Source organism: Mycobacterium marinum (genome assembly GCF_003391395.1).
Taxonomy (GTDB): domain Bacteria; phylum Actinomycetota; class Actinomycetes; order Mycobacteriales; family Mycobacteriaceae; genus Mycobacterium; species Mycobacterium marinum.
In genome coordinates, this window is record NZ_CP024190.1 from 535,939 (window position 1) to 559,082 (window position 23,144).

Here is a 23,144-nt window from a genome sequence, read left to right on the forward strand (position 1 = left end):
TCATCATCCGCGTCGTTTGATCGTTGATGGAGGGGAACGTGAACAGCGCTGAACACATTGGCTTGAAATTGGGGCGCCGGCGATTGCTAGCGCTTGGCGCCGGGACTCTCGGGCTGGGTGCGCTGGCTTCCAACGCGCCGGGCAACGCGACAACCGACCCGCCGCCGGAGGGCTACGAAGCGTTGCTGCTGATGTGTATCGACCCCCGCTTCGTGCACCCCACCAACGAGTACATGGTGCAGCGCGGTCTGCTCAACCGGTACAGCCAGTTTGCGTTGGCCGGGGCTGCCGCCGGAGCCGTTTCCCAGCACTGGGAGTCGTGGCACAACACCTTCTGGGATAACCTCGCGGCCTCGATCGAGCTGCACTCGATTGACGGAGTGATTGCGGTCAATCACCGCGATTGCGGCGCCGTGCAGATCGCTTACGGCGAGGATTCGATCTCCACGCCGGAAATCGAGACCGCCACCCACGAACGAATCCTCGGCACTTTTCGGCAGGAAGCGCTCAGGCGCCATCCGGGTATCGATGTGGAGACCTGGTTGATGGCACTTGATGGCACGGTCCAGAAGATCGGCCCGTAGCGCTCACGTTTCCCCACGCGTAAGGCCTGGCGCCACCGTGGCCGCCACCAATGCGGCGATCGAAATCAGTGCCAGCAGTTGCACGATCGCGGAATGGCCGGAATAGCCGTCCACCGAGCGCCAGGGGTGACGGGATAGCGCCGCGCCGGCCAAGATCAGCCCACCCGCACTGGTTGCGATGGTGAGTCGGTCACGCAGGCGCTCCCGTCGGCGCAAGGCGTAGCAGACACCGAGGGCGGCTCCCACCAACACCGCTCCGAGGGGCCCGGCAATCAGCGCACCGGCCGCCAGGGCCGCGACCGCGGCCGCCCACCCGGTTGTCCATGGCCGCGCCGGTGGGTCGTCCGGACCGCGTCGGCGCGCCCGCCACAGGACGAGCAGAACCAATACGGGCAGCAAGGACAACCCGATCGCCAGGCCGGCGCGGTACAGCGAGTTGGCGGCAAAGCTCAGTGTGATGGTGCCCGGGTCTCCGGCGGGTACTACCCAACCCTGCTGCCATCCGTTGACCGCGACGGGTGTCAGCTGGGCTCCGGCGCCGGTGCGGGCCACCCAGCCCGGATTGATGCTTTCCGGGATGACCAGCACCCGGGGGGTTTGTGACGCGGGGGCCCGCACCTCGCGACGAGTCGCACTCCAGGCGCCGGTCTTCGCGGGTACCGCCGCGGCGCCGGGTAATTCGCCAGCCGCCGGCGGCGTCAGCTGGGCGCCGTCGACGACGAACTGGGTGCCGGGGCTGATCAACAGCTCTTGCTGGCCGGGCGGCAGCGCAATCGGCTCCGGCTCGCATGGCTGCGCCTGAATCGGTTCGTCGTCCAACAGTGCGCCGACCGTGGTTCGCACCGACATGTGCACGAAACGGCCGGCCACCGCGATGACCGGGCCATGGTCACAGCCGATCCTGACCTCGCGCGCGCGGTTGTGTGCGGCATCGGCAGGCGCGATTGGGCGACCGCCCGCACCCAGCACTACCAGCTCGGCCAGCCCGGGGGGCTTGAGCTGGTCGAAGCCCAGAGCGTTGCGGTCGATGACGTCTTCCCAGTCGAGCAGGCTGACGGTGACGGTGCCGGTGACGCGCGGATGCAACGAGACGGTCTGCGGCCCGCCGTCGGGGCTCAGGCTCCGGATCTGCGGACCGTCGCCCAAGTTGACGGCCACCATCGTCGGATGGGCGGGCAGTGCCGACCGGCTGGGAGCCACCCGCAGCCCGGTCACCTCGGTGGGCCGCGGCAGGGTGAGCGTCAGCGTCGGCGGCGTTTTGCGCTGTACCACCCGCTGCGGCGCCGTCCACGAGGTTGCCCGATCGCCATCGGTGGCCGCATACGCCGAGCCGAGGACTTCCAGACCGTCGGAATCGCCGCGGGCGCGGGTGGTGTCCGGTTGGGCGATCAGATCGGCCAGCTTTGGGCCCTGACGTGGTCGCACCCAGACCGTCGGGGTCACCGTCATCGGGTGCGGCACCGTCAGCGTGCGGCTCAGATTGACCGGCTCTTCCGGCGCCAGAGCCATCGACGCCGCACAGCGCATCGTGTCCGGTGCCGGGGCGCAACCCGGCCGGCCCAACAGTTCCGATCCCAGGTCCCAGCGCGCGATTTCCGCGCCCGGTGGGGGCCCCGGCACCAAAACGGTATGGCGCAACTGGACCGAGTGTGCGAATCCGGATGCGTCGTATTGGGTGATCGTCAGGTCGGTGATGCCGAACTGCACCCCGGGGGATCCGTCATCGGTACCGGCCGCGGTGATCCGCACCCACGGAGTCTCCCCGTAGGGCAGCGCCGCGGTCAGGGGCTTTCCCGCGTCGTCGAACCGCAGGGTGGTGCTGCCGTTGACGGTCTCGACCAGGATGCGGCGCACCTGGGCGCCGACGGCGGTCGGGCTGGGCGTCAATGTGATGACGGCGTTGGTCACCGGATGGTCGAAGTCCACCTGCAGCCACTGCCCGACCGCGGCTTGAAGCGCGTTTGACACCCACGCGGTCGCCGGGTCGCCGTCGACCGCGGCCGCCGCCGAGGCCCCCGGGGCGACGTCGGGCATGGCGGTGGAGTCCGACGACGAACTCGAAACGGTGATGCGGCCGCCGGTCCACCCCCCGTAAACCACCTCGGCGCCGGGTACCGGATAGTCGGGTACCCGGTTGTAGGTATGCCGGGCGTCGCCCGGGGCCCGGACCGCCGAGGAGTGCTGATCGACCCGGCCATAGTCGGTTTCCCGTGCGACCGGAGTGTCGGTGACCGTGACGACGGGGACCGGCAGCTGCGCGGCCCGAGCATCCTGGGTCAGCAGCACCGGGCCCAGCGCCGTCTGTCCCAAGAGCCGTCGGCGTTCGTCGAGGCGCAGCAGCACCTCGGGGCCGCCATCAACGCGCGGCAGCGACGCGGTGTCGGCGAAATACGGTGCGCCCGGATTGCCGGCGCCACCCACCTGGTCGATCACCCGGAATATCTCGATGGCGGAATACCGGGGCCGCAGTCCGCTGTCGTTGACGAAACCCGCCAGCGAACCCGGCCCCACCGGTTCCCCGAACTCGGCCACCTTCTGCAGTCGCGGTGATCCCGTGATGGCGCGATGCGCCAGGATCGGACGGGTCGACCGGGACGATTCGGGATCCAGGTCGTTGCGTAGCACCAGATATGAGATTCCCTGGCGGGCAAGGCTATCGGCCAGCCCCACCGAGGGGCGTCCGGACGCGATCAGGCGCTGCACCGAATCCAGGGCGCGGATGGTTTGCGGCGGGGTCAGCGGAATGGAGTCGCGCACACCCCATGGACTCGCGCCCAAAACCTGCAGCACTTCGTCATGGCTGGTGCCCCAGACCTGGGTGGCGAACGGCGCGCCCGGGACCACCAGCACCCGCCCCGGCGCCGGAGCGCCGGTGTTGTGCTCGCTGAGCCAGTCGGCGGCCTGGTGCCAGTACGCAGGTATCGCGGTGAACGTGCCGGGCGGGGTGAGCCGGCCCGTCCATGCCAGCGAGGTGCTGACCAGCAGCGCCGTCAGCGCGACGATTCCCGCCGCGACCCGTTTGTCCCGTTCGGGGTGGGCGAATGCGCCCAGCCACACCGGCTTCGGTGCGCTGCCGGGCAGCGGAATGCGCCCCAGCAGCTCCGCGAGGCCCAGCACCAGTGGCAGCCGAATCACCGGCCCCAACTTGTGCACGTTGCGCAGCGGTGTGCCCTCGGCGTCGAGAAACGCCTGGACTTGATGGGCGAGTGGCGAACCCAGGCCACCGCTATAACCGACGGCCAGCAGGACCACCCCCACCAGCAGCATCGTCACCAGCCGGCCCCGGGCCGGCATCTCCCGGCTCGCCAGACCGGCCAGTCCCGCGGCCGCCACCAGGCAGGTACCCAGTATCGCGACGGACCCGGTCACCAGCGGTGCGCCGGCGGTGGCGTTGGGCGCCACGAACGGAGTCCAGCTGTCGGTGCCGCGCAGCATCTCGACCAGCGAAGACCACTGGGTCGTCACACCGGAGGATTCGATGAAGTCCAAGAACGGCGGGCTGACACCACGCAGTTGGGTCAATGCGACCAGCCACCACAGCGTCGCCAGGAGCAGCGCCAACATGAACCATGCGGTGTAGCGCCACCACCGCCGATTGGGCCGATGGCAGGCCAGCCAGATCATCGCGGGTAGACAACCCGCCAACGTCGCGATGGCATTCACCGCGCCCATCAACGCGACCGCCAACCCGGCCTGGGCGGCCAGCGTTCGTAGTGGTCGCTCCGATGTCGCCCGCAGGGCCAAGATCGTGGGCAGCAGCACCCAAGGCGCCAGCATCATCGGCAGGGTTTCCGACGAGATCGAGCCCAGGGTGGTCAGCACCCGGGGCGACAGCGCGAATGCCGCGGCCGCGATGATGCGCGAGGTCGGGCTACCGATGCCCAGCGCCTCGGCAACCCGCAGCAACCCCCAGAAACCGATTGTCAGCAGCAGCGCCCACCACAGCCGTTGGGTAATCCACCCGGGTATCTGCAGCAGGTGTCCGACCAGGAAGAACGTGCCGTGCGGAAACATGTAGCCGTAGGCCTGGTTCTGGGATTGGCCGAACGGGAGTTCGCTGTTCCACAGGCTGGTTGCGCGGGCCAGGAACCGCAGCGGATTGGCGGTGAGATCGAGCTTGGTGTCGGGGGAGACGCGCCCGGGGGATTGGGCGAATGTCAGCGCCAACGAGACGGCTGCCACCAGCAGCAGCCATCGGCGCGAAAGCGGTGTGACCGGCGGGCGAGCTGCCGTTTGTGCAGCTCCGGCCTCGGGGGCCTGCGCCGCCGGACTAGCTACGGTTGCCGTACTCGACCCGGTTGAGCACTGACGACGACGGATCGCCCCCGGGAAGTGGCGGTTTCGTGTCCTGCTGCACCATCACGGTGATCCCGAAGATTGCGGCCGCGCCCAGCAACAGACCAACCACCACGCTCGCGGCGGCAGGCGCGACGATCCGGTTCATCGAATGGCTCCTTGAGGCGTGGGGTCGTGGCTAGAAAAACCTAGCCGTCAACCTAGCAGAACAAGCGCTCATGGCTGCCGGGAGCGATCGGCCGGGCGTTGTTGACTGTTCAAACACGGTGTCGTCGCACCGCATGGGGGTGGGCAGTAGTCATGCAGGCAACGGTCCCCGTACTCCACGAGGGTGGGCGCTGCGGGATCCGACGGCACACCGGTGGAGACCGTGCTGCCGCTGTGCACCACGAGGGTTAGGCCAACGGTGGCCGCGGCACCGATCGACAGGCCGGCCGCGATGCTGGCCGCCGCGGCCAGGGTGAACCCGGGCATACCGCTCGTCCCTCTAGCCCCACTTCGGTACGGGGTCGGTCGACAACGTAACAGGGGTTGCCCCCCGGGCCCGCGATGAAACACAGCGTGACAGCATGTCCGGATGGCTTTTCCGCGCACACTGGCGGTACTTGCCGCCGCGTCAGCGCTGGTGGCGGCCTGCAGCCACGGCGGAACACGCACCGGATCCTCCTCGACCACGACCTCGGCGGGCGCTAGCCCGTCAGCCACCAGCTCGACCCCGATGGCCGCTGCGGCCCCCCGGATTTGTGCTGACCCCGCGGCCGTGCCGGCGGCGATGCCCAACGTTCGAGACAAACTGGCCCAGTTGCTCATGGTCGGCGTCCGCGATGGCGATGACGCCAGGGCCGTGGTCACCAACTACCGCGTGGGCGGGATCCTCATCGGTAGCGACACCGATTTGTCGATCTTGACCAACGGTGTGCTGAAGGACATCGTTGCCGGTTCCGGCCCGCTGCCGGTGGCGGTGAGCGTCGACGAAGAAGGCGGCCGGGTGTCCCGGCTGAAGTCATTGCTCGGAGGCCGGGGGCCCTCGGCGCGGGAGCTGGCCCGCACCGACACCGTTGACCAGGTCTACGGCGTGGCGCTGCAGCGGGGCCGCAAGATGAAGGAGCTGGGCATCACCGTTGACCTGGCGCCGGTGGTTGATGTCACCGATGCCCCGGACGACACCGTGATCGGGGACCGGTCGTTTGGTTCTAACCCGGAGACGGTCACCGAATATGCCGGTGCCTACGCGCGCGGCTTGCGCGACGCCGGGCTGTTGCCGGTGCTCAAACACTTCCCCGGGCACGGACGTGCCTCGGGTGATTCGCACACCGGCGGGGTCGTTACGCCGCCGCTGAGTGACTTGCAGGACAGCGATCTGGTGCCCTATCGGACGCTGGTGACCCAAACCCCGGTGGCGGTGATGCTCGGCCACCTCCAGGTCCCGGGTCTGACCGGCGACGAGCCGGCCAGTCTCAGCAAGAACGCGGTGGACCTGCTACGTAACGGCACCGGTTATGGCGGACCGCCGTTCGATGGCCCGATCTTCAGTGACGACCTATCCAGCATGGCCGCGATCTCCGACCGCTACGGCGTGACCGAGGCGGTGCTGCGCAGCTTGCAGGCCGGTACCGACATCGCATTGTGGGTAAGTACTGAAGAGGTGCCCGCCGTGCTGGATCGGTTGGAACAGGCGCTGGCCGCCGGTGAGCTGCAGATGTCGGAGGTCGACGCATCATTGGTCCGGGTGGCGCGGATGAAGAACGTCAGCGCCAGCTGTGGGCACTAGCGGGTGTGCGGCGAGGCGGTATTGCCTACTCTAGGGTCAGATAGACCGGCTAGTGAGGCCAAGAAAGGGCCAAAAAGGGGATAGCAATGGCAGGTGGCACCAAGCGGCTACCGCGCGCCATCCGTGAGCAGCAGATGCTTGATGCGGCCGTGCAGATGTTCTCGGCTAACGGGTACCACGAGACCTCGATGGACACGATTGCCGCCGCGGCGCAGATCTCCAAGCCGATGCTCTACCTGTACTACGGCTCGAAGGAAGATTTGTTCGGCGCCTGTCTGAACCGTGAGATGAGCCGGTTCATCGATGCGGTGCGCGCCGACATCGACTTGAGTCAGAGCCCCAAGGACCTGTTGCGCAACGCCATCGTGTCCTTCCTGCGCTATATCGACCAAAACCAGGCGTCGTGGATCGTGATGTATACCCAGGCGGTCAGCTCACAGGCCTTCGCTCAGACGGTGCGGGAGGGGCGCGAGCAGATCGTCGAACTGGTGGCCGGGATGCTGCGCGCCGGCACCCGGAGCCCGCGCTCCGACGCCGAAATCGACATGATGGCGGCCGCCCTGGTGGGCGCGGGCGAGGCCGTGGCCAACCGGCTCAGCGCTGGTGACACCGATGTCGACGAGGCGGCCGAGATGATGATCGATCTCTTCTGGCGCGGCCTCAAGGGCGCGCCGTCGGATCGGGAGATCGGCTCGAACTTCGCCGCGGGCTAGATTCGGGCGGTGACCATATTGCCCGCCTCCTCCTCGGGTCGCTTCGCGTCCCGCATCGTCGGCGAGCGGTGACCATATTGCCCGCCTCCTCCTCGGGTCGCTTCGCGTCCCGCATCGTCGGCGAGCGGTGACCATATTGCCCGCCTCCTCCTCGGGTCGCTTCGCGTCCCGCATCGTCGGCGAGCGGTGACCATATTGCCCGCCTCCTCCTCGGGTCGCTTCGCGTCCGTCCTCAGGCGAGCATCCCGGCCCGATGTCGACTTCTTCTGTGCGGTAGTCATTGTCGGGCTGCTGGCCGGGGTCGCCGGATTGTCCACCACCGTGGTGCTGCGCTTCGTCGAACACCTCACCTACCACTACGCTTTCGGCTCCCTGCTGGAAGGCATCACTGGCAGCAGCCCCGTTCGCCGGGCGCTGGGGCCGATGGTTGGCGGAGCGTTGGCGGGCCTGGGCTGGTGGTTACTGCGCCGCAGAACCGATGTGCCGCCGCTGGCGGGAACCATCGCCGATCACGCCCGGATACCGCGGCGGACCTGGAGCATCGATGCGCTGCTGCAAGTTGTGTTGGTCGGCTCGGGTGCTTCGCTGGGCCGAGAGGGCGCCCCACGTCAATTCGCGGCGGCGTTAAGCGATTTCGCGACTACGTGGTTGAGGCGGCTGTCACCCGGAGATCGAGAGATTCTGCTGGCCTGTGCGGCCGGGGCCGGGCTGGGGGCGGTCTATGCCGTCCCGTTGGCAGGGGCGCTTTTCGCGCTGCGGATCATGTTGAACACCTGGAATATCCGGGCCCTCGGTGCGGCGTTGATCACGTCCAGCCTGGCCGTCGCGATCGGTTCGCTCGTCACCCACGATCGGCCCGAACTCGATTGGCCCAGTGCGGAATCAACGTATCTACTGAGTGCACATGCGTTGGCGTTGGCCCCGGTGGCCTTCGTGGTGGGTGTGGCCTTCAATCGCATCATGGCCGCGGCGCGGCCGGCCAGGCTGGTGCGGTCCTGGACGTTGATCCCCGGCCTCGCCGCCGCCGGGCTGGCGATCGGCGTCTGTTCGCATTGGTGGCCGGAGCTACCCGGCAACGGCAAGAGCATCCTCACGGTCAGCCTTGCCAGCGGGATGACGCTGTCGGCCGCGGCCGTGATCTTGGTGCTCAAACCGCTGCTCACCGCGCTGTTCTTGCGGGTCGGGGGAGCGGGCGGCATGCTCACGCCGTCGTTGGCCACCGGCGCCGCCGCCGGATCATTGCTGGTCCTGGCAATCGACGCAGTCGCCGGAACCCACCTGCATGGGCCGGTGATCTCGCTGGCCGCTGCCGCCGGAGTGCTCGCGGTCACTCAGGGCTCACCCATCTGGGCGGCGATCTTCGTCTGGGAGCTGGCCCGGCCACCGATTTGGATGCTGGTGGTCTTTCTGGTCACCGCGGTGGGCGCCCACGGGCTCAAGACGCTCGTGCTGGGGCGTCGACTGCCCCTGCGCGACCACCGGGCGGGCTGAGCCCCACCGCCCTAGAGCCGCTTAATGGTCGCGGTCAGGTGCGGGTAGCCCTTGGACATGTTGCGCAACGCAATTTCCCAGCCGGGGTCGGCCGCGTCGGCCTCGTCGATATAGATGCCCGCGGTGGCCGGCAGCAACACCGGCTTTCCGAACCGGACCGAATACCGCACCGCATCCGGGATCTTGGCTTCGATGTTCGCCAATACCGCTGCAGCGCTGAACATCCCGTGCGCAATAACGGTAGGGAAGCCAAACAGTTTCGCCGCGATCGAATTGGTGTGGATCGGGTTGTGATCGCCGCCGACCGCCGCGTAGCGGCGGATTTGGGCAGGCGTGATCCGCAGCACCGCTGCCGGCGGCGGCAGCTTGGGCTGCTTCTGCGGCGGCGGCTTGGGTTCGCCGGACAGGCTCGTGCGTTGCTGGTGCAGGAACGTCGTCACCTGGTGCCAGGCGAGTTCGTTGCCGACGTTGATGTCGGTCACCAGGTCGACCATCAGGCCCTTGCGGTGCTCTCGCAGGTTCTCGGCGTGCACCTTGACGCCGACGGTGTCGGTCACCGCGATCGGCCGGTACTGCGTGATGTGGTTCTGGGTGTGCACCGATCCCATTGCGGCAAAGGGAAAGTCAAACCCGGTGACCAGTGCCATCACCGATGGAAAGGCCAGCACGAACGGGTAGGTCAGCGGCACGTTGTTGCGGTACCGCAAGCCGGTGACCGCCGCATAGGCCGCCACGTTGGTGTGGTCGATGGGAAGTTCCTCGACGCTGACCGTGCGGTTGGGCAGCGCGTCCCCACGCGGCACCACGGGCAATGCCCCTGCCGCCGCGCGCAGCATGTTTTTTAGGCCGCTTGGCTGGTTCACTTTGCTTCCCCTTCGCGGTCAGGCGCCGATCATGGCCTGGCCGCAGACGCGAATGACGTTTCCGGTCACTGCGTTTGATGCCGGGCTGGCGAAATACGCGATGGCTTCGGCGACATCGACGGGCTGTCCACCCTGCAGCAAGGAGTTCAGCCGGCGTCCCACCTCGCGGGTGGCCAGTGGAATGGCGGCAGTCATCTTGGTCTCGATGAATCCCGGCGCGACGGCGTTGATCGTGATGTCCTTCTCGGCCAGGCTCGGTGCCAGCGCCTGAGCGATGCCGATCATGCCGGCCTTGGTGGCGCCGTAGTTGGTCTGCCCACGGTTGCCCGCGATTCCGGCGATCGAGGACAGCCCGATCACCCGGCCACCCGCACCGATGCTGCCATTGCCGACCAGGCCCTCGGTGAGGCGCAGCGGGGCAAGCAGATTGACGGCGATGACCGAGTCCCAGCGGGCGTCGTCCATGTTGGCCAGCAACTTGTCTCGGGTGATGCCGGCGTTGTTGACCAGGATGTCGGCCTTCCCGCCGTGGTGGTCGCGTAGATGCTCGGTGATCTTGTCCACGGCGTCGTCGGCCGTCACATCCAGCCACAGCGGGGTGCCGCCGACGCTGGCGGCCGTCTCGGCCAGCGCGTCTGCGGCGGACTCCACGTCGATCGCGACGACGCTGGCGCCGTCACGGGCGAACACCTCGGCGATCGTCTGCCCGATGCCGCGGGCGGCGCCGGTCACGATGGCGACCTTGCCCTCTAGCGGCCGGTCCCAGTCGGCCGGCGGTGTGGAGTCGGCCGCGCCCACGTAGAAGACCTGGCCGTCGACATATGCCGACTTCGCCGACAAGATGAACCGCACGGTCGATTCCAGCCCGGTGGCGGCCGGTTTGGCCTGCGGCGACAGGTAGACCAGCGCCGCGGTGCTGCCCCGGCGCAATTCCTTGGCCAGCGACCGGGTGAAGCCCTCCAGCGCCCGCTGCGCGATCCGCTCATGACTGTTGTCGATGGCGTCGGGTGTGGTGCCCACCACCACCACCCTCGCGGAGGCGCCCAGATTGCGCAGGACGGGCTTGAAGAAGTCGTGCAGCCCTTTGAGTCCGGCCGGGTCGGTAATGCCGGTAGCGTCGAAAACAAGGCCACCGAACGAGTCGGCCCAGCGCCCGCCCAGGTTATTGCTCACCTGGTCGTAGTCCTTGGCGAGGGCGGCGCGCAGCGGCTCGGCCACCCGGCCCTCACCCCCGATTAGCAGCGAACCGGCCAGCGGCGGGTCCCCCGGGCGGTAACGGCGCAGCGTCTCGGCTTGCGGAACACCAAGTTGCTTGGCCACAAACGTTCCGGGGCCGGAGTTGACGACCTGCGAGAACAGATCGGACGAGAGCTTGGGTGCCACTGAGCTGCCTTCCGTGTCGGGTGTGCGATGTAGGAGCCACCGTATCGAGGACGAACTTACTTCAGAGTAAGAACAGTGGGTAGTATGGCCCCCGACTGCCGATCCCCCAAAACCCAAAGCTCAAGTACATACGTACATACCGAGAGCTCAAGTACCTACGGAGAGAAAAGTGGCCCCTGCTGCTGAGAAGAATGCCCAGACCAAGCGGCGAGTCGCCGTCCTGGGGGGTAATCGAATCCCCTTCGCCCGGTCCGACGGCGCTTACGCCGAAGCGTCCAACCAGGACATGTTCACCGCGGCGCTGGCCGGGCTGGTGGACCGGTTCGACCTGCGCGGGCAACGGCTGGGCGCCGTCGTCGGTGGTGCCGTGCTCAAGCACAGCCGCGACTTCAACCTGATGCGCGAATGCGTGTTGGGATCAGAGCTGTCCCCGTACACCGCGGCGTGTGACCTGCAGCAAGCCTGCGGGACCGGCCTGCAGGCCGCGATCGCTGCCGCTGACGGGATCGCCGCCGGACGTTATGAGGTTGCGGCGGCCGGCGGCGTGGACACCACCTCGGACCCGCCGATCGGGCTGGGTGAGGACCTGCGCCGCACTCTGCTGCGGCTGCGTCGGGCCAAGTCCAACGTGCACAGGCTGCGCCTGGTGGGTGGGCTGCCGGCCAATCTGGGAGTCGAGATCCCGGCCAACAGCGAGCCCCGGACCGGGCTGTCGATGGGCGATCACGCCGCCATCACCGCCAAGCAGATGGGTATCAAACGCGTTGACCAGGACGAACTGGCCGCGGCCAGTCATCGCAACATGGCCGACGCCTACGACCGCGGATTCTTCGACGACCTGGTGACGCCATTTTTGGGGCTGTACCGCGACGACAACCTGCGCCCCAACTCGAGCGTCGAGAAGCTCGCCTCGCTGCGCCCGGTATTCGGCGTCAAGGCCGGCGACGCCACCATGACGGCGGGCAACTCGACTCCGCTGACCGACGGTGCCTCGGTTGCGTTGCTGTCCAGCGAGCAATGGGCGCAGGAGCATTCGTTGTCGCCGCTGGCCTACCTCGTGGACGCCGAGACGGCCGCGGTGGACTACGTCAACGGCAACGACGGTCTGTTGATGGCGCCCACCTACGCCGTGCCGCGACTGCTGGCCCGCAACGGGTTGACGCTGCAAGACTTCGACTTCTACGAGATCCACGAGGCCTTCGCCTCGGTGGTGTTGGCGCACCTGCAGGCGTGGGAGTCCGAGGAGTACTGCAAGCAGCGCCTGGGACTGGACGCCGCGCTTGGTTCGATCGACCGGTCCAAGCTCAACGTCAACGGTTCATCGTTGGCCGCCGGGCACCCCTTCGCGGCAACCGGCGGACGGATACTGGCGCAGACCGCCAAGCAGCTGGCCGAGAAGAAGGCCGAGCGCAAGGGATCGGCCCAGCCCGTGCGCGCGCTGATCTCGATCTGCGCTGCCGGCGGTCAGGGCGTGGCCGCAATCCTGGAGGCCTGAACCCCCAGTTAACGCCGGCCGCTCGGCGGAACTTCGGTGCCCGCGGTTTGTAACCCCATCTGATGGGTATCTAACTGATTGGAAAGCCCCGTGTTGTGGTCTGACCCCCGACCCCGACCGCAACGCGGGGCAATCCGTTAGATCGACCGCCGGTCATCGGTATTGACGGGCGTACGAAAAGGGCCGCCGCTGGAACGAGGGGAGCCAGCGGCGGTCTTTTTGGTTGAGAAAATAGTTGAGCCCCCGTTCCTGGAACGGGGGCTCAACTGTTGATCGGGGTGCTCTAGAAGGCGGCTTCGTCGAGCTCCATGATGTCGTTGTCCAGCGTGTCGATCACCTCGCGGGTGCTGGTCAGCAGTGGCAGGAAGTTCTTGGCGAAGAACGACGCCACCGCCACCTTGCCCTCGTAGAACGACCGCTCGTCGCCGGTAGCGCCCGCGTCGAGTGCCGCGACGGCCACCGCTGCCTGACGCTGCAGCAACCAGGCGATGACCAGGTCGCCGACACTCATCAGGAAGCGCACCGAACCCAGGCCGACCTTGTAGAGGCTGTTGATGTCCTGCTGCGCGGCCATCAAGTAGCCGGTCAGGGTGGCTGCCATTGCCTGCACGTCGGTGAGCGCCTTGGCCAGCAGTGCGCGTTCGGTCTTCAAACGGCCGTTGCCGGTCTCGCTGTCGACGAACTCTTGGATCTGGCCGGAAACGTGGGCCAGCGCCACACCCTTGTCGCGGACGATCTTGCGGAAGAAGAAGTCCTGAGCCTGGATGGCGGTGGTTCCTTCGTACAGGGAGTCGATCTTGGCGTCCCGGATGTACTGCTCGATCGGGTAGTCCTGCAGGAAGCCGGACCCACCGAGGGTCTGCAGGCTCTCGGTGAGCTTGGCGTACGCCTGCTCGGAGCCGACACCCTTGACCACCGGCAGCAGCAGGTCGTTGATCTTGACCGCCAGCTTGGCGTCCACACCGTGCGCGGCCTCGGCGACCGCGGCGTCCTGGAAGGTGGCGGTGTAGAGGTACAGCGCACGCAGGCCCTCGGCGTATGCCTTCTGGGTCATCAACGAACGACGCACGTCGGGGTGATGGGTGATGGTGACCCGGGGTGCCGTCTTGTCGGTCATCTGGGTCAGGTCGGCGCCTTGTACGCGGGACTTGGCGTACTCGAGTGCGTTGAGGTAGCCGGTCGACAGCGTGGCGATCGCCTTGGTGCCGACCATCATGCGGGCCTGCTCGATGACCTCGAACATTTGCGCGATGCCCTCGTGTACCTCCCCGATCAGCCAGCCCTTGGCCGGCACGCCGTGCTGGCCAAGCGACAGCTCGCAGGTCGCGGATACCTTCAGGCCCATCTTGTGCTCGACGTTGGTGACGAAGACGCCGTTGCGCTCGCCCAGCTCGCCGGTCTCGAAGTCGAACAGGAACTTGGGCACGAAGAACAGCGACAGCCCCTTGGTGCCCGGACCGGCGCCCTCGGGGCGGGCCAGCACCAAGTGGAAGATGTTCTCGAACAGGTCGTCGGAGTCACCCGAGGTGATGAACCGCTTGACCCCGTCGATGTGCCAGGAACCGTCGGCCTGCTCGACGGCCTTGGTCCGCCCGGCGCCTACGTCCGAGCCGGCGTCCGGCTCGGTGAGCACCATCGTCGAACCCCAGCCGCGCTCGCTGGCCATCACGGCCCACTTCTTCTGCTCCTCGGTACCGAGGTGGTACATGATCTGGGCGAACCCAGCGCCGCCGGAGTACATCCACACCGCCGGGTTGGCGCCGAGAAGGTGCTCGTGCAGCGCCCACATCAGGGCCCGGGGCATCGGCATGCCGCCGAGTTCCTCGTCCAGGCCGGCCTTGTCCCAACCGGCTTCGATGACGGCACGCACCGAGTCCTTGAAAGACTCCGGCAGAGTCACCGTGTGGGTCTTCGGGTCGAAAACCGGCGGGTTGCGGTCACCCTCGATGAACGACGCGGCGACCGGGCCTTCGGCCAGCCGGCTGATCTCGGTCAGCATTTCGCGGGCGGTGTCGGTGTCCAGATCGCTGAACTGACCTTCGCCCAAAGCCTTGTCAACGCCCAGCACCTCGAAGAGGTTGAATACCTGGTCACGGACGTTGCTCTTGTAGTGGCTCACTACGGTCCTCCTCGTTGAAGAATGCCACATGATGGTTGGGTACTACGTTCTAAGTTACCCACCAGTAACACCGATAAAATATATCGGTTTGATACTTGTTTGCAAGTTGATGTGAGCTACATTGCACGACCAAACCAACCAACCGGTTGGGATCATGGTTTCCGATCCACCGGCGGTGGCCTCTAGCTGCTGTGATGGCGGCAGCATGGCGGATGTGGGGCGCGTCACCACGGGGTCGAATGGCGGATCTGCGGGCCGACCGGGCCTGCGTAATGGCCGCCGCGTGGCCGCCCACGCACTGCGTTTGTGCTATTTCCTCGGAGGCGGTGCGCGCGACCCGTTTATTGGTGTCGGTCAGCGATTCATGCCTAATTCGGCTCCCCCGATCGGGGCGGCGGGCTCAGTTGGGGGTGCGGACTCGCGCCGCCAGGTCTGGACAGCCCGATTGCCGGTCATCCCGATCTGGCCACTGCCCGCGGGTATCCGGCGAGTAGGGTCGGTGACCAGAAATTGTCCTCGGCTCAAGGGGCGCTTGAAGTCTGGTGAATCCACAGAGCAACCTGACACCATCGTCGCTGCGCGAAGCGTTTGGCCACTTTCCATCCGGTGTGGTGGCGATCGCCGCGGAGATCAATGGCGCGCGGGAAGGCCTCGCGGCCAGCACCTTTGTTCCCGTCTCGCTGGATCCGCCGCTGGTTTCTTTTTGTGTGCAGAACGTTTCGACGACCTGGCCCAAACTCAAAGGCGCACCCATGCTGGGTATCAGCGTGCTCGGCGAAGCTCATGACGAGGCGGCGCGCACGCTGGCCGCGAAGACGGGGGACCGCTTCGCCGGTTTGGAGACGGTGTGCAACGACAGCGGTGCCGTCTTCATCAAGGGCACCAGTTTGTGGCTGGAAAGCGCCATTGAGCAGCTGATTCCCGCCGGGGACCACACCATCGTGGTGTTGCGGGTCAGCGAGGTCACCGTGGACGCGCAGGTGGCGCCGATCGTATTTCACCGAAGTGTGTTTCGTCGCCTGGGCGTGTGACCAGTCGAACTTCTCGAACACGATCCGCCGTGTTCTGGTGGGGAATCACGGGTCCTGACCTGGCGGTGATGATCCGGCGCACCATTTTCGGGCCGGCGTAGCGCGCGGGGGTCGCTTCCTTTTCGTGCGGGTGCGGGTGCGGGTGCGGGTGTGGGCCGCCAAATTGTGGACACGAATGCCTGGCGCCGCGGCGGTACTAATTAGTACCCTGTTTTTTTGCGTTTCCGTGCAGGAGGTGCAGATGGGAATCGACCGCGACTTCGCCCACTCGATTCCTGGTGCCCCCGATACTGCAGATTCGGATGCTTTTGCGTCGATCATTGGTGGGGCTGAGGGCGTTGCCGGATTGATCGCGTCACCCATGCGCTGGAAGGGCCCCTCGGACCATTCGTGCTGGTTTGCGAATGCGCCCGACGTGGGGGCGACCCGGGTGGCCGGCGGGTAGCAGAACGTGGTGGAAACATCGCGTCCGGAAGGACGCATCGATGGCCCGAGCAAGCGTGTTCTGTGGCTGGTCATCACGCAAAGTGGCTTCTACCGGACGGCACTTCAGCTTGGCAATGTCCCCATCGTTTTGCCGTTTGTGGTGGCCGAACTCCACGCGGAATTGTGGATGGCGGCACTAATTTTTCCCGCGTTCACAGCCGGAGCGGCAATTGGAAATATGCTCGCGCCCGCCGTGCTCGCCGCGGTCCCGAGACGCCGCCGATTGGTCATTATTGTGTTCGGGCTGACCGTCCTGGCCGCCGTCAATGCGATGGGCGCAACCATGGGCGACGGAAACGAAGCCGGATCGCTGTTCTTGGTGAATGTGCTCTTTATCGGGGCGGTGTCGGCCTTCTCCTTCGTGGCGTTCGCGGATTTGGTGGCAGCGATGCCGTCGGGAACCGATAGGGCGCAGGTGCTGCTCACCGAAGCCGGCGTCGGCGCGGCGTTGACGGCGATCGTCACCGTGGCGTTGTCCTTCGTGCCCCATGAAGACCACTTGACCAACAACATCCGCCTGCTGTGGACCGCCACTGCGGCGATGGCAATCTCCGGGCTGATTTGTCTGGGGTTGCCGCAGCGGATCGTCCCGCCCGTGCACAAGGCCCCGGGGCTGAACAAGGTCGTGCACGTCGGGCTGGCTGCCCTGCGTCGCGAAAGTTGGTATCGCCGCTACCTGGCAGTTCAGCTGCTGTTCGGATCGGTCGTGCTGGGGAGCTCGTTCTACAGCATCCGCGTTGCCGCAATACCCGGGGACGAGCACGACAACGTCGTCGTCTTGGTCTTGTTCGTCTGTGTCGGACTCGTGGGTGGGATACGGGTGTGGAATCGGATCCGCGAAAGATTTGGGCTGTTCGGCTTGTTTGCGGGCAGTGCGATTCTCAGCATCGCCGCGGCAGTGATCGCCATCGCGTTTCAGCTGGCCGGATCCTGGCCCAACCTGGTGGCCATCAGCCTGGTGATCGCATTGGCGTCAATCGCCAACCAAAGCGTGTTCACCGCGGGTCAACTGTGGATTGCCCACAATGCCGATCCCACGCTGAGAATCTCGTTGATCGCCTTCGGGCGACTCGTCATCAGCGCGGGCCTGGTGGGGTTGAGTTCGCTGCTAGGCATCCTCGCCCAGTTCCACGATGTGGTGTGGCCGGTGATGATCGTTCTGCTGCTCAATGTGGCGGCGGCCTACTCGGCCAAGCGGCTCGCTCCCGCCGACTAGGCCCGCCTCGGCTACCCGATTTCTGTCCTCTGCCAATCCGCTACGGGCGGTCCCCGAGTTCGTCTCGGTAGCCCGCGATACGGCGCTCGATCTCCGCGGCGTCATCGTGGCGGCCCTGCTTGTGCGCGAGTTCAGCGCGGACGGTCAACTCGCGGATCGCGGTTCGGATGTCGCTAATGCTGGTCGTTTCTCGCATCACTGCGGGGTACCCGGCGCGGCCCCGGGTCTAACGCCAGGGCCGCCAAGTCAGCGTCGGAACAGCTTGTTGCCCAGCCACACGACCGGGTCGTACTTGCGGTCGACCACGCGCTCCTTCATCGGGATCAGTGCGTTGTCGGTGATCTTGATGTTTTCCGGGCATACCTCGGTGCAGCACTTGGTGATGTTGCAGTACCCCAGGCCATGCGCCTCTTGTGCCTCGTTGCGCCGGTCCCGAGTGTCGAGGGGATGCATTTCCAGTTCGGCGATGCGCATCAAGAACCGCGGACCGGCGAACGCCTTCTTGTTCTCCTCGTGGTCGCGGATGACGTGGCAGACGTTCTGGCACAGGAAGCACTCGATGCACTTGCGGAACTCCTGCGAGCGCGCGACGTCGACCTGGGCCATCCGGTACTCGCCAGGCTGCAGCTCCTTGGGAGGCGCGAAAGAGGGAATCTCGCGTGCCTTTTCGTAATTGAACGAGACATCGGTGACCAGGTCGCGAATCACCGGGAAGGTGCGCAGCGGCGTCACGGTGACGATCTCGTCTTCGGCGAAGGTCGACATTCGGGTCATGCACATCAGTCGCGGCTTGCCGTTGATCTCCGCCGAGCAGGATCCACACTTGCCGGCCTTGCAGTTCCAGCGCACCGCCAGGTCGGGCGTTTGGGTCTGCTGCAGACGGTGGATGACATCGAGCACCACTTCACCCTCGTTGACCTCGACGGTGAAGTCGCGCAGCTCGCCGTTGCTCTCGTCGCCGCGCCACACGCGCAAGCTCGCGTTGTAACCCATTACGTTCTCCGTCCTGGATGGTCGGCCAACTCTTCGGCGGTGTAGTACTTCTCCAGCTCGGAAATCTGGAAGAGGTCCAGCAGGTCCGGCCGCATTGGTACCTGCGGCTGGCGGGTGATGGTGATGTGGGAACCGTCGGTGGCTTCCTGGGCGGCCCGGCAGACCAACAAGACGTTGCGCCAGTTCGGGTCCATGCCGGGATGGTCGTCGCGGGTGTGCCCGCCCCGGCTCTCGGTGCGTTCCAGCGCGGCCCGAGCCACACACTCGCTGACGGTCAGCATGTTGCGCATGTCGATCGCGAGGTTCCAGCCCGGGTTGTACTGGCGGTGGCCTTCGACCTGCACATGCTCGTAGCGTGCCCACAGCTCCCGTAACAGGGTCAACGCTTTGCTGATCTCGTCGGCGTTGCGGATGATGCCGACCAGGTCGTTCATCAGGAACTGCAGGTCCATCTGCAGCGCGTACGGGTTTTCCGGAGCGGTGCCGTCGGTGGGCCCTTCGAACGGCGCCAGGGCCAGCCTGGCGGCGGCGTCGACGGACTCCGGTGAGACGGTCGGACGGCTGCTCAGCGCGCGCACGTAGTCGGCGGCGCCCAGGCCGGCCCGCCGACCGAAGACCAGCAGGTCGGACAGCGAGTTCCCGCCCAGCCGGTTGGAGCCGTGCATGCCGCCCGAGCACTCGCCGGCGGCGAACAGCCCGGGGACCGTGGCCGCGCCCGTGTCGGCGTCGACCTCGATGCCGCCCATCACGTAGTGGCAGGTCGGCCCGACTTCCATCGGCTCCTTGGTGATGTCGACCCCGGCCAGCTCCATGAACTGGTGATACATCGACGGCAGCCGGCGCTTGATCTCCTCGGGAGTCAGCCGCGACGCGATGTCGAGGTAGACGCCGCCGTGCGGGGTGCCCCGGCCCGCCTTGACCTCGGAGTTGATGGCGCGGGCCACCTCGTCTCGCGGCAACAGGTCAGGGGTGCGACGGGCCGAGTCGTTGTCTTTGAGCCACTGGTCGGCTTCTTCGGCGGTCTCCGCGTATTGGCCTTTGAACACCGGCGGGATGTAACCGAACATGAATCGATCGTCATCGGAGTTCTTGAGCACCCCGCCGTCACCGCGAACACCTTCGGTGACCAGGATCCCCTTCACACTGGGCGGCCACACCATGCCGGTCGGGTGGAACTGAACGAACTCCATGTTGATCAACGTCGCGCCGGCCCGCAGTGCCAGGGCATGCCCGTCGCCGGTGTACTCCCAGGAGTTGGACGTGACCTTGAAGGACTTACCGATCCCGCCGGTGGCCATCACGACGGCGGGCGCCTCGAACAGGATGAAGCGGCCGCTTTCCCGCCAGTAGCCGAAGGCTCCGGCGATCCGCCCGCCGTTTTCGGGACCGTCTTTGAGTAGCTCGGTGATCGTGCATTCGGCGAACACCTTGATCCGAGCCTCATAGTCGCCGACCTCGGCGAAGTCCTCCTGCTGCAGCGACACGATCTTCTGTTGCATGGTGCGGATCAACTCCAGGCCGGTGCGGTCACCGACGTGGGCCAGCCGCGGATAGGTGTGCCCACCGAAGTTGCGCTGGCTGATCTTGCCGTCTTTGAGGCGGTCGAACAGCGCGCCGTAGGTTTCGAGCTCCCAGACCCGGTCCGGGGCTTCCTTGGCGTGCAGTTCGGCCATGCGCCAGTTGTTGAGGAACTTCCCGCCTCGCATGGTGTCGCCGAAGTGGGTCTTCCAGTTGTCTTTGGGGTTGCTGTTACCCATCGCGGCCGCGCAGCCACCCTCGGCCATCACCGTGTGGGCCTTGCCGAACAGCGATTTGCACACGACCGCTACTTTCAGGCCGCGCTCGCGTGCCTCGATGACCGCCCGCAGCCCCGCGCCGCCGGCACCGATCACGACAACGTCGTAGGAGTGCCGTTCGACCTCAACCATTGAAAACCTCGCTCAGCTATTTCTTGATAAATCCTGAAACGGCTTGTCAGCCAATAAATCTGAGATCTGTGATGGTGTTAGTAGCCACCAGCATGATGTAGAAGTCGGTGAGCGACAGGGTGCCCAGCGTGATCCACGCGAATAGCATGTGCCGGGTATTGAGCTTGCTCACTTGTGTCCAGATCCAGTAACGCACTGGGTGTTTGGAGAAATGTTTTAGACGGCCGCCGGTTGCGTGCCGGCATGAATGGCAGGAAATGGTGTAGGCCCAGAGTAAGAGCACGTTGGTCACCAAAATGACATTGCCTAAACCGAATCCAAAACCCGTGGGCGAGTGGAAGGCCATAATTGCGTCGTAGGTGTTGATAAGTGACACCACTACCGCAACGTAGAAGAAATACCGATGGCTGTTCTGAATGATCAGCGGCAGACGGGTTTCCCCGGTGTAGTGCGCGCGTGGCTCGGGTACCGCGCAACCGGTCGGCGATTGCCATACCGAACGATAGTAAGCCTTGCGGTAGTAGTAGCAGGTGAGCCGGAAACCGAGTAGGAACGGTAATACCAGACTTCCCAACGGAATCCACCAGGGAAAGTGCCCGAACCAGACACCAAGGTGGCTTGCGCCCGGTGCGCAGGACGCGCTGACGCACGGCGAGTAAAAGGGTGTCAGGTAATGGTATTTCTCCACCCAGTAGCCACTGCCCCAAAACGCCCGGGTGGTGGCATAGACGATGAACGCCAGGAATCCGATGTTGGTGACCAGCGGCGCCCACCACCAGAGGTCGGTACGTAGCGTCCGCTGCGGGATTTTGGCCCGGCTGGGTGAGAAAACGCCAGTATCAGGACGGTTCGCCGTGGGTGCGCTCATCTAGTGTGATCCTCTTCGAGTGGTATCTCGTCGAAGGGTACACAGATAGAGGACCCTGATTTCGGCGGGGCTTGATTGTCAGTATCTACTGTGACCCCCGACACCTTCGTCGTCGACATCGCGCCAGAAATCGCGGTCATAGTCGGTGTCGGGGATGGCGATCTTCTCGACGGATTGCTGCACCGAAGCTCGATCCAGGTCCAATTCTGCGATATCGGTGTCGAGTAATTGGATGTCGGTGAGGATCCGATCGGCATCGATGACGACGCGGCGCATGCCTGAATCGTCGCCGTATCGCGACTTCAGCGAGGTCACGCACCGCCTCAGATCGCCGATGAGATCGTGCAGTTCGGCGAGTTCGTTTGTGGGGGACAACGCATGCTCCCTACGGGCTGATGGTGTTACGGATCACAGTACGCCCACCGATACTATCCACAGTCTCTGCCAGACGGCAGTCAAGACATAGCGCGGGCAGGAAACCAAGGTCGCCATGCCATCCGAGCAAGGTTTAAATGTCACCGCCGAGCGCGCCCTGGCGTTGCTCGCGCTGCATCAGCCCGGCAACCCGGTGGTGCTTCCGACGGTGTGGGACGCGTGGTCGGCGCGGCTGGCCGCGAACGCGGGCTTCGCCGCCCTGACGGTGGGCAGCCACCCACTGGCCGATTCGATCGGAAAACCTGATAACGAGGGGATGTCGTTCGACGACGTGCTCGCCCGGGTTGCGCAGATCACGGCGGCCGTCGACATCCCGGTGTCGGTGGACATCGAATCCGGGTATGGGCTGGATGCGCAGCGGTTGATCGAGGGCTTGCTGAGCGTGGGCGCTGTTGGGCTGAACATCGAAGACACGGTGCACTCCGAAGGCGCAAGACTGAGGTCTCGCCGCGAACACGCCGAGCTGGTCGGCGCGTTACGGTCGGCCGCCGACGCGGCCGGCGTGCATGTCGTCCTCAACGCGCGCACCGATCTTTTCCTGCGTCGCGACGGTGACCCGGCAGACCGCTTCGAGCGGGCCGTGGCGAGGTTGACCGAGGCCGCGGCCGCCGGCGCCGATGTGCTGTACCCGGTGGGCCGTCACGACCCGGATACGTTGCGGCGGTTGGCGGCGCAGTTGCCGCTGCCGATCAACGCGATCGCGCTGCCCGACCAGGACGATCCAGCCTCATTCGGCCGGTTGGGTGTCGCCCGGATCAGCTTCGGCCCCTTTCTGCAGGCCGCCCTGTCCGGCCGGGCGACCGAGCTGCTGGCCCACTGGCGCTGACCGGAGTCGAATGCCGCTGATCCGGCGGAGCCGTTCACTCCGCCGGATCAGCGCGCCCGGCGAGCCGGCCGGACCTACTTGGTGATTGCGATGCGCTGCGGCTCACTCGCCGCCGGATCCCGGTAGGCGCCTTGCACCCGCACGGTCAGCACGCCCGCGTCATAGGAAGCCGAGACGGCCTCGCTGGTGACGTGTTCGGGCAGCTGGAACGACCGGCGGAACGATCCGTACCGGATTTCGCGCAACGTGCGGCGGTCGGCTTCCCCAGCTTCCTGGGCGTGCTCGTCGCGGTGTTCGCCGCGAATGACCAGCTCGCCGCGCTCCACCTCGACATTGACGTCGTTTTCCACGTCCACGCCGGGCAGCTCGAGGCGGACCACCGCGTCGTCGCCGTCCTTGACGATCTCTGCGGCCGGATTGAATCCGGTGCCCAGCGGCGTGTACCAATCGGATGCCGCCGCTGGTCCGAAGAAGTCCCGCAGCCAGCGATCGGTGCTCCAGGCCGGACGCGACCACAACGCGAGATTGCTCATGATTTTCTCCTTATGCTTCCGTGTGAGTTAGCTGTGTCCGGCTCCTCGCCGGTCGGCTACTAGCAAGAACATGAGTCGACCACGCTAAAGTTCCACCTGGGGCTTCGCCCAGA

At 66.0% G+C, this 23,144-nt stretch carries 21 protein-coding genes; 9 read left to right on the top strand and 12 right to left on the bottom strand.

The features are described 5' to 3' along the window. Nucleotides 1-38: 38 nt before the first annotated feature. Entirely contained in the window at nucleotides 39-584 is a 546-nt protein-coding gene (locus CCUG20998_RS02315; RefSeq protein ID WP_015354248.1) for a carbonic anhydrase, read from the top strand. A gap of 3 nt (nucleotides 585-587) precedes the next feature. Here the strand turns inward: CCUG20998_RS02315 and CCUG20998_RS02320 are convergent, their stop codons facing one another. The 3 genes from CCUG20998_RS02320 to CCUG20998_RS02330 all read right to left on the bottom strand — a co-directional run bounded on the left by CCUG20998_RS02320 (nucleotide 588) and on the right by CCUG20998_RS02330 (nucleotide 5,354). Then, entirely contained in the window at nucleotides 588-4,775 is a 4,188-nt protein-coding gene (locus CCUG20998_RS02320) for an alpha-(1->3)-arabinofuranosyltransferase domain-containing protein (protein ID WP_172607254.1), read from the bottom strand. Between the two features lie 79 nt (nucleotides 4,776-4,854). Then, complete coding sequence (locus CCUG20998_RS02325; RefSeq protein ID WP_012392467.1) at nucleotides 4,855-5,028, bottom strand: DUF2613 domain-containing protein; 174 nt, start codon at nucleotides 5,026-5,028, stop codon at nucleotides 4,855-4,857. Between the two features lie 68 nt (nucleotides 5,029-5,096). Beyond that, a complete protein-coding gene (locus CCUG20998_RS02330; protein ID WP_020731529.1) occupies nucleotides 5,097-5,354 on the bottom strand; it encodes a DUF2613 domain-containing protein in 258 nt (85 codons plus the stop codon). 103 nt (nucleotides 5,355-5,457) lie between these two features. Here CCUG20998_RS02330 and CCUG20998_RS02335 point away from each other — a divergent pair, with 103 nt between their 5' ends. From CCUG20998_RS02335 to CCUG20998_RS02345, 3 genes are all read left to right on the top strand, one after another. Continuing rightward, entirely contained in the window at nucleotides 5,458-6,651 is a 1,194-nt protein-coding gene (locus tag CCUG20998_RS02335) for a glycoside hydrolase family 3 N-terminal domain-containing protein (protein ID WP_038578542.1), read from the top strand. An 86-nt stretch (nucleotides 6,652-6,737) separates the two neighbouring features. Then, a complete protein-coding gene (locus CCUG20998_RS02340; protein ID WP_012392470.1) occupies nucleotides 6,738-7,364 on the top strand; it encodes a TetR/AcrR family transcriptional regulator in 627 nt (208 codons plus the stop codon). A gap of 195 nt (nucleotides 7,365-7,559) precedes the next feature. After that, nucleotides 7,560-8,855 carry a chloride channel protein gene (locus tag CCUG20998_RS02345; RefSeq protein WP_166436229.1) on the top strand — a complete coding sequence of 432 codons (1,296 nt, stop codon included), beginning with the start codon at nucleotides 7,560-7,562 and terminating at the stop codon, nucleotides 8,853-8,855. Nucleotides 8,856-8,866: 11 nt separating this feature from the next. Here CCUG20998_RS02345 and CCUG20998_RS02350 read toward each other — a convergent pair whose 3' ends face one another. Then, the gene (locus tag CCUG20998_RS02350; RefSeq protein WP_038578547.1) at nucleotides 8,867-9,718 is read right to left on the bottom strand and encodes a MaoC/PaaZ C-terminal domain-containing protein; all 852 of its coding nucleotides are present in this window, start codon (nucleotides 9,716-9,718) and stop codon (nucleotides 8,867-8,869) included. Between the two features lie 18 nt (nucleotides 9,719-9,736). Beyond that, nucleotides 9,737-11,101: a 3-oxoacyl-ACP reductase gene (locus CCUG20998_RS02355; protein ID WP_020731533.1), complete on the bottom strand. Its 1,365-nt coding sequence runs from the start codon at nucleotides 11,099-11,101 to the stop codon at nucleotides 9,737-9,739. Nucleotides 11,102-11,270: 169 nt separating this feature from the next. Between CCUG20998_RS02355 and CCUG20998_RS02360 the strand changes: the two genes are divergently transcribed. Next, the gene (locus CCUG20998_RS02360) at nucleotides 11,271-12,596 is read left to right on the top strand and encodes an acetyl-CoA C-acetyltransferase (RefSeq protein ID WP_011739368.1); all 1,326 of its coding nucleotides are present in this window, start codon (nucleotides 11,271-11,273) and stop codon (nucleotides 12,594-12,596) included. A 283-nt stretch (nucleotides 12,597-12,879) separates the two neighbouring features. Here the strand turns inward: CCUG20998_RS02360 and CCUG20998_RS02365 are convergent, their stop codons facing one another. Continuing rightward, nucleotides 12,880-14,715, bottom strand: a complete 1,836-nt coding sequence (locus tag CCUG20998_RS02365) for an acyl-CoA dehydrogenase (RefSeq protein WP_012392474.1) — start codon at nucleotides 14,713-14,715, stop codon at nucleotides 12,880-12,882. 542 nt (nucleotides 14,716-15,257) lie between these two features. On the opposite strand from CCUG20998_RS02365, the gene CCUG20998_RS02370 reads away from it, so the two are divergent. From CCUG20998_RS02370 to CCUG20998_RS02380, 3 genes are all read left to right on the top strand, one after another. Then, nucleotides 15,258-15,746, top strand: a complete 489-nt coding sequence (locus CCUG20998_RS02370; protein WP_012392475.1) for a flavin reductase family protein — start codon at nucleotides 15,258-15,260, stop codon at nucleotides 15,744-15,746. Nucleotides 15,747-15,987: 241 nt separating this feature from the next. Then, nucleotides 15,988-16,191, top strand: a complete 204-nt coding sequence (locus CCUG20998_RS02375) for a hypothetical protein (RefSeq protein ID WP_020731535.1) — start codon at nucleotides 15,988-15,990, stop codon at nucleotides 16,189-16,191. 6 nt (nucleotides 16,192-16,197) lie between these two features. Beyond that, nucleotides 16,198-17,448 (top strand): MFS transporter, encoded by a 1,251-nt coding sequence (locus tag CCUG20998_RS02380; protein ID WP_036456962.1) that lies wholly within the window; start codon nucleotides 16,198-16,200, stop codon nucleotides 17,446-17,448. A 40-nt stretch (nucleotides 17,449-17,488) separates the two neighbouring features. Here CCUG20998_RS02380 and CCUG20998_RS27755 read toward each other — a convergent pair whose 3' ends face one another. The 5 genes from CCUG20998_RS27755 to CCUG20998_RS02400 all read right to left on the bottom strand — a co-directional run bounded on the left by CCUG20998_RS27755 (nucleotide 17,489) and on the right by CCUG20998_RS02400 (nucleotide 21,612). Then, entirely contained in the window at nucleotides 17,489-17,644 is a 156-nt protein-coding gene (locus CCUG20998_RS27755; RefSeq protein ID WP_015354256.1) for a hypothetical protein, read from the bottom strand. 50 nt (nucleotides 17,645-17,694) lie between these two features. Next, nucleotides 17,695-18,441: a succinate dehydrogenase/fumarate reductase iron-sulfur subunit gene (locus tag CCUG20998_RS02385; RefSeq protein ID WP_012392478.1), complete on the bottom strand. Its 747-nt coding sequence runs from the start codon at nucleotides 18,439-18,441 to the stop codon at nucleotides 17,695-17,697. After that, nucleotides 18,441-20,369 carry a fumarate reductase/succinate dehydrogenase flavoprotein subunit gene (locus CCUG20998_RS02390; protein WP_012392479.1) on the bottom strand — a complete coding sequence of 643 codons (1,929 nt, stop codon included), beginning with the start codon at nucleotides 20,367-20,369 and terminating at the stop codon, nucleotides 18,441-18,443. The genes CCUG20998_RS02385 and CCUG20998_RS02390 overlap by 1 nt, the downstream gene beginning before the upstream one ends. A 46-nt stretch (nucleotides 20,370-20,415) precedes the next feature. Continuing rightward, the gene (locus CCUG20998_RS02395; RefSeq protein ID WP_012392480.1) at nucleotides 20,416-21,237 is read right to left on the bottom strand and encodes a hypothetical protein; all 822 of its coding nucleotides are present in this window, start codon (nucleotides 21,235-21,237) and stop codon (nucleotides 20,416-20,418) included. Nucleotides 21,238-21,315: 78 nt separating this feature from the next. Beyond that, nucleotides 21,316-21,612 (bottom strand): hypothetical protein, encoded by a 297-nt coding sequence (locus tag CCUG20998_RS02400; protein ID WP_012392481.1) that lies wholly within the window; start codon nucleotides 21,610-21,612, stop codon nucleotides 21,316-21,318. 115 nt (nucleotides 21,613-21,727) lie between these two features. Here CCUG20998_RS02400 and CCUG20998_RS02405 point away from each other — a divergent pair, with 115 nt between their 5' ends. Next, nucleotides 21,728-22,498, top strand: a complete 771-nt coding sequence (locus CCUG20998_RS02405; RefSeq protein WP_020731537.1) for an isocitrate lyase/PEP mutase family protein — start codon at nucleotides 21,728-21,730, stop codon at nucleotides 22,496-22,498. Nucleotides 22,499-22,572: 74 nt separating this feature from the next. Here the strand turns inward: CCUG20998_RS02405 and CCUG20998_RS02410 are convergent, their stop codons facing one another. Then, complete coding sequence (locus tag CCUG20998_RS02410; protein ID WP_020731538.1) at nucleotides 22,573-23,031, bottom strand: Hsp20/alpha crystallin family protein; 459 nt, start codon at nucleotides 23,029-23,031, stop codon at nucleotides 22,573-22,575. Nucleotides 23,032-23,144 lie beyond the last annotated feature (113 nt).

Coding starts and splice junctions, on each gene's coding strand:
- CCUG20998_RS02325 (WP_012392467.1), bottom strand. CDS start 5,028: ATGAACCGGATCGTCGCGCCTGCCGCCGCGAGCGTGGTGGTTGGTCTG.
- CCUG20998_RS02330 (WP_020731529.1), bottom strand. CDS start 5,354: ATGCCCGGGTTCACCCTGGCCGCGGCGGCCAGCATCGCGGCCGGCCTG.
- CCUG20998_RS02335 (WP_038578542.1), top strand. CDS start 5,458: ATGGCTTTTCCGCGCACACTGGCGGTACTTGCCGCCGCGTCAGCGCTG.
- CCUG20998_RS02340 (WP_012392470.1), top strand. CDS start 6,738: ATGGCAGGTGGCACCAAGCGGCTACCGCGCGCCATCCGTGAGCAGCAG.
- CCUG20998_RS02375 (WP_020731535.1), top strand. CDS start 15,988: ATGGGAATCGACCGCGACTTCGCCCACTCGATTCCTGGTGCCCCCGAT.
- CCUG20998_RS27755 (WP_015354256.1), bottom strand. CDS start 17,644: ATGCGAGAAACGACCAGCATTAGCGACATCCGAACCGCGATCCGCGAG.
- CCUG20998_RS02385 (WP_012392478.1), bottom strand. CDS start 18,441: ATGGGTTACAACGCGAGCTTGCGCGTGTGGCGCGGCGACGAGAGCAAC.
- CCUG20998_RS02390 (WP_012392479.1), bottom strand. CDS start 20,369: ATGGTTGAGGTCGAACGGCACTCCTACGACGTTGTCGTGATCGGTGCC.
- CCUG20998_RS02395 (WP_012392480.1), bottom strand. CDS start 21,237: ATGAGCGCACCCACGGCGAACCGTCCTGATACTGGCGTTTTCTCACCC.
- CCUG20998_RS02405 (WP_020731537.1), top strand. CDS start 21,728: ATGCCATCCGAGCAAGGTTTAAATGTCACCGCCGAGCGCGCCCTGGCG.
- CCUG20998_RS02410 (WP_020731538.1), bottom strand. CDS start 23,031: ATGAGCAATCTCGCGTTGTGGTCGCGTCCGGCCTGGAGCACCGATCGC.